The sequence below is a fragment of the Oerskovia sp. NPDC056781 genome, from assembly GCF_042789955.1.
GTDB classification, from domain to species: domain Bacteria; phylum Actinomycetota; class Actinomycetes; order Actinomycetales; family Cellulomonadaceae; genus Oerskovia; species Oerskovia rustica.
In genome coordinates this window covers 1-5,721 of sequence record NZ_JBHUAD010000239.1, presented here as the reverse complement: position 1 = coordinate 5,721, position 5,721 = coordinate 1, and the positions used below count along the sequence as shown (strand labels likewise).

Sequence of the window (5,721 nt, the reverse complement as noted above, 5' to 3'; positions counted from 1 at the left end):
GGTCCACCCTGAGGGGGACCGGGCCTCGTCGGCGTGCGGTCGGCGGACCGACCGTCACGTTCGTGCTGTGGTTCGGCTTGCGCTCAGCCGTCGTCAGCGGCGGTCGACGTCGACGACGTCGACACGCACCGGACCGTCGACCGACAGGGCTCCGATCACCGTGCGCAGTGCACGGGCCGTCCGCCCGCCGCGGCCGATGACGCGACCGAGGTCCTCGGGGTGGACCCGGACCTCGAGCAGCTCGCCCCGACGCAGCGGCTTCGCGTTGACCCGGACGGCGTCCGGGTTGTCCACGATCCCGCGCACCAGGTGCTCGAGCGCCTCGCCGAGCATCAGGCCTGCTCTTCGGCTGCCTCAGCCGCGTCAGCGGACTCGGTCTCGACCGGCGCAGCAGCCTTCTTCTCGGCAGCCTTCGCCTTGACCTTCTCGGCGTCCTTGGCGGCGGCCTCGATGGCGGCGGCCGGGTCGACCTTCTCGCCCTTGACGCGCAGGGTGCCCTCGGCACCCGGCAGGCCCTTGAACTTCTGCCAGTCACCCGTGATCTTGAGGAGCACGAGAACCTGCTCGGTCGGCTGCGCGCCGACGCTCAGCCAGTACTGCGCACGCTCGGAGGAGATGTCGATGAGCGACGGCTCCTCGGTCGGGTGGTACTTGCCGATCTCCTCGATGACGCGACCGTCACGCTTGGTGCGCGAGTCCGCGACGACGACACGGTAGTACGGCGCACGGATCTTGCCGAGGCGCTTCAAACGAATCTTGGTGGCCACTGTGGTGGTCTCTCCTGGTTCTGGGTGAGGTGACCCGTGCGTCCTCCCGGTGGGGACCAGGTGAGCACGGTGTCGGGACACGGCGTTGCGCGGAGAGAGGGGCCGGGCACGCCGAGTACCCGGCTATTGTGCCAGATCCGGCACGCTCCGACCAACATCGCGCGACCGGACGGCGAGAGCGGCGCCACGAGCCCTCCGCGACCACCCCGACCGCCCCTCGACGAAGGCGACGCACGTCTCAGAGCGGCGCCACGAGCCCTCCGCGACCACCCCGACCGCCCCTCGACGAAGGCGACGCACGTCTCAGAGCGGCGCCACGATCTCCCCGCGCAGGATCACCGCGGTCGGGTGCCGCAGCACCTCGATGTTCTCCCGCGGGTCCGCCGGGTACACGATCAGGTCCGCGCTCGACCCCTCGACGAGTCCCCCGTACCCGAGGAACTCGCGTCCCTGCCAGCTGGCGGCAGCGACCACGTCGGCGACCGGGACCCCGGCGGCGACCATCTCGGCGCACTCGTCGGCGATCCGGCCGTGGCCGATGGTCCCGCCGGCGTCCGTGCCGACGAGGAGCTGGATGCCCGCCTCGTGGAGCTGGCGGACCTGCTCGTAGCGGCGCTCGTGCAGGTCGCGCAGGCGCGCTGCGAAGAGCGGGTACTTCGCGTCGGCCTGGCGGGCGATGTTCTCGAACTCGTTGATCTGCAGGAGCGTGGGCGTCACGGCGATGCCGCGCTCGGACAACGTGTACATGTCGTCGGGGTGGATCCCCGTGCCGTGCTCGATGCAGTCGACCCCGGCGGCGAGCAGTGACGGGACGACCTCGCTCGAGAACGCGTGCACCGTGACCCGCGCCGCCTCGGCGTGCGCGACGGCGACGGCCTCGGTCAGCACGTCCTGGGGCCACAGCGGTCGCAGGTCACCGTCGGCGCCCAGGTCGCGGTCGATCCAGTCGCCCACGAGCTTGACCCAGCCGTCCCCGGCCCGCGCCTCCTGCCGCACGGCGTCCGGGAGCTGCGCGACGTCGTCGAGCTCGAGGCCGTAGCCGCGCAGGTAGCGCTTGGGCCGCGCGATGTGCCGCCCGGCCCGCACGAGACGGGGCAGGTCGCGCCGCGACCGGACCCACCGCGTGTCCAGGGGCGAACCGGCGTCGCGCAGGAGGAGCGCGCCGCTGTCGCGGTCCGCGATCGCCTGCGCCTGGGCGGTGGCGTTGTCGACCGCGCCGTCCTTGCCGAGACCCACGTGGCAGTGGACGTCGACGAGGCCGGGCAGGACCCATCCCTCGAGAGCCAGCATGTTGGTGCCCTGCGCCGAGGGCCGCGTCAGCGTGACGTGACCGTCCTTGACCCAGAGGTCGGACACCTCCCGGTCGTCTCCCAGGAGGATGTGCCCCCGGAGGTGCAGCGAGGGGCCTTCGAGCGCGGACATCGGACTCCCAGTTCTCGGGCGGTCGGGCTCGCCCGACCCCCGACGGACCGGGGGCGGGACGGACGGAGGGAGGTCACGGTGAGGGCCACCGTGACCTGCAGGACATAACCTAGCGCGCTAGCGCCCCAGGAACTTCTCCAGGTCGGGCGGGAGCTGGAGATCGGCCGGGTCGGGCGACTTCTGCGCGCTCTTGGCACCGCCCAGGGCACCGAACGCCGCACCGGGCGCTGCCGGGGGCGCCGCGGGACCACCGAGGGCACGCGCCTGACGGGCAGCCTCCTCCGCGGCACGCTTGGCCGGGTTGCCCGACTTCGCCTTGCGCCCCTTGGGCGGCGGTGCCACACGACCGCGTGCCTTCTTGCCGCCCATGCCCGGGAGGTTCCCCATGCCGGGCATGCCGGGCATGCCGGGCATGCCTCCACCGCGGCTCATCTGACGCATCATCTTCTGCGCGCCCGCGAACCGGTCGAGCAGCTGGTTCACGTCGCTCGTGGTGACACCCGACCCCCGCGCGATGCGCGCGCGGCGCGACCCGTTGATGATCTTGGGGTTGTCGCGCTCGCCCGGGGTCATCGAGCGGATGATCGCCTCGATGCGGTCGACCTCGCGCTCGTCGAAGTTGTCGAGCGCCTCGCGCATCTGCCCCATGCCCGGCAGCATGCCGAGCATCTTCTTCATGGAGCCCATGTTGCGCATCTGCTGCATCTGGACGAGGAAGTCCGCGAGCGTGAAGTCCTGCCCGCTGGCCACCTTCTCGGCCATCTTCGCGGCCTCGTCGGCGTCGAACGCCTTCTCGGCCTGCTCGATGAGCGTGAGCACGTCACCCATGTCGAGGATGCGCGACGCCATGCGGTCGGGGTGGAACGCCTCGAAGTCGGTGAGCTTCTCGCCGGTCGACGCGAAGAGGATCGGACGACCCGTGACGCGCGCGACCGACAGCGCGGCACCACCGCGGGCGTCGCCGTCGAGCTTCGACAGGACGACGCCCGTGAAGTCGACGCCCTCCTCGAAGGCCTTGGCCGTCGCGACGGCGTCCTGACCGATCATCGCGTCGATGACGAACAGGATCTCGTCGGGGTTCACGGCGTCGCGGATGTCCGCGGCCTGGCGCATGAGCTCGGCGTCGACGCCGAGGCGGCCCGCGGTGTCGACGATCACGACGTCGTGCTGGCGCTGGCGTGCGGTCTCCACACCGTCGCGGGCGACCTGGACAGGGTCGCCGACGCTCGTGCCCGACTCGCCCTCGGACCCCTGGTTGCCCGGCAGCGGGGCGTAGACCGGCACGCCGGCACGCTCGCCCACGACCGAGAGCTGGTTGACCGCGTTGGGGCGCTGGAGGTCCGCCGCGACGAGCAGCGGGGTGTGCCCCTGCTCGCGCAGGTGCAGCGCGAGCTTGCCCGCCAGGGTCGTCTTGCCGGCGCCCTGGAGGCCCGCGAGCATGATGACGGTCGGCGGGTTCTTCGCCAGGCGCAGCCCGCGGCTGTCACCGCCGAGGATCGCGACGAGCTCCTCGTTGACGATCTTGACGACCTGCTGGGCAGGGTTGAGCGCGCCGGAGACCTCGGCCGACAGGGCTCTGTCCCGGATGGCACCGGTGAAGTCCTTGACGACGGGCACAGCGACGTCCGCGTCGAGGAGCGCGCGCCGGATCTCACGGATCGTGGCGTCGATGTCCGCCTCGGAGAGACGGCCCTTGCTCCGCAGGTTCTTGAAGGTCGACGTCAATCGATCTGACAGCGTGGCGAACACCGCGTCATCCTTACCGCTCGTGAATCAGGGAAGTCCCCAGCCTACCGGTCGGGGACGGCCCTTCGGGCAGGGTCGCCCGGGTCGCGGCCGTCAGGTCGTCCACGAGGCGCGCGCGCCACGCGGTCCAGCCCGCCGGCCCGAGCGAGGAGGAGTCGGCCTCGGTCAGCGCGCGCAGCACGTCGAGCAGGTCGCGGCGGTGCCCGACGGCGGCGGCGAGCTCCGCGATCGTCGCCGGGTCGTCCGGGTCCGCCGAGACGGCGAGCCGCGACAGCGTGAGGTGATGACGCACGAGGCGCGCGACGTCGTCGGGCACCCCGTCCCCGAAGCCCATGCGGCGCAGGATGCCCGGGACGAGGCGCGCGCCCTCCTCCGAGTGGTCCTGCGCGCCACGACGTTTGCCGATGTCGTGGAAGAGCGCCGAGAGCAGCAGGAGGTCGCCCCGCTCGACGGTCCTGCGGTCCCGGGCTGCCCGCGCGACGGTCTCGACCAGATGACGGTCGACCGTGTGCCGGTGGATCGCCGCGCGCTGCGGGCGGTTGCGGACCCCGGCCCACTCCGGGATCCACGTCGTGACGACCCCCACGAGGTCGAGCGCCTCCCACACGGCGACCTGCGCGGGCCCGCTGCCCAGCAGAGACAGGAAGGCCGACCGTGCCAGCGCAGGCCACGGCTCGGGCAGGGGCGGGCAGTGCGCGAGGCTGCTCACGGACACCGGCGACAGGGTCAGGCCCGTGCGGGCCGCGGTCGCCGCGGCGCGCAGCGCGAGCAGGGGGTCGGTCTCGGGGTGCGCGTCGATCGCGAGGACCAGCTCGCCGTCGTGCTCGACGAGCCCGTCGCCGACCGACCGCAGCCGGGGTGCCGCACGACGTCCCCGCACCAGGACCGGACGCCGCGCGACGCTCGGCCGCTGGAGCGCCTGGCGCGCCCGCCGGACCGTGGTGTCGAGCGCGTAGGAGATCTCCCGGCCCGCCTCGGCGAGGCTCGCCAGGAGCTCGTCGGGGTCGTCGTAGCCGCTCATGGCCGCGACCTCGTCGAGGTCCGCGAGCAGGAGCCGGTTCGTGTGCCGTCCGGTGACCACCTGGACCGCGTCGCGCACGTCGAGCAGGTGGGCGTACGCGCGGTCGACCGTCCCGTGCGGACGGTCCGTGAGCCACGTCGCCGCGAGCGCCGACAGGACCACGGCGTCCCGGATGCCGCCGCGCGCGTCCTTGAGGTCGGGCTCGATCAGGTACGCGAGCTCCCCCGACCGCTCGGCCCGCTCCTTGATCGAGGACAGCAGCTCGGGCAGCCGGCGCCGTGAGGCCGACCGCCAGTCCGTGAGGACCGCCGACGCGGCCCGGTGGACCACGAGCGCGTCCCCCGCGACGGCTCGCACGTCGAGCCACCCCACGGCCGCGGGCACGTCCTTGGACGCGACCTGGCGGCACTGCGACAACGAGCGCACCGCGTGGTCGAGGTCCACCCCGGCGTCCCACAGGGGGTACCAGAGCCGTTCGGCGACCGCCGTGACCTGCTCGGCCGAGTGGCCACGCCCGTCGTGCACGAGCACGAGGTCCAGGTCGCTCACAGGACCCATGTCCGCGCGGCCGAGGCTCCCGACGGCGGCGAGCGCGATCCCCTCGACGCTCTCCCCCGCGGTCGCCTCGTCCCACAGAGCCCGCAGCCGGTCGGTCACCAGGGTGCAGACCGCCGACCGTCGCGCCACGCCCGAGCTCCCCGGTCCGCTGAGCGCCCGGGCCACCTCGAGCATCTCGGACCGGAGGCCCCGCACCCCCTGGGGGCG

5 protein-coding genes are annotated in these 5,721 nt (G+C 73.0%); all 5 read right to left on the bottom strand.

The genetic code is table 11. The annotated features are described in order from the left end of the window. Window positions 1–93 precede the first annotated feature (93 nt). Entirely contained in the window at window positions 94–333 is a 240-nt protein-coding gene (locus ACFRCR_RS16105) for an RNA-binding protein (RefSeq protein WP_030150613.1), read from the bottom strand. Beyond that, the gene (rpsP, locus tag ACFRCR_RS16100; protein WP_030150614.1) at window positions 333–767 is read right to left on the bottom strand and encodes a 30S ribosomal protein S16; all 435 of its coding nucleotides are present in this window, start codon (window positions 765–767) and stop codon (window positions 333–335) included. Before rpsP ends, ACFRCR_RS16105 begins: the two co-directional genes overlap by 1 nt. A gap of 303 nt (window positions 768–1,070) precedes the next feature. Then, a complete protein-coding gene (locus ACFRCR_RS16095; protein WP_191797317.1) occupies window positions 1,071–2,189 on the bottom strand; it encodes an amidohydrolase family protein in 1,119 nt (372 codons plus the stop codon). Window positions 2,190–2,306: 117 nt separating this feature from the next. Next, on the bottom strand, window positions 2,307–3,938 hold the full coding sequence (gene ffh, locus ACFRCR_RS16090) for a signal recognition particle protein (protein ID WP_377678913.1): 1,632 nt from the start codon (window positions 3,936–3,938) through the stop codon (window positions 2,307–2,309). A 10-nt stretch (window positions 3,939–3,948) separates the two neighbouring features. Continuing rightward, window positions 3,949–5,721: [protein-PII] uridylyltransferase (locus tag ACFRCR_RS16085; protein WP_377678911.1), on the bottom strand; the 1,773-nt coding region annotated here is incomplete at its 5' end.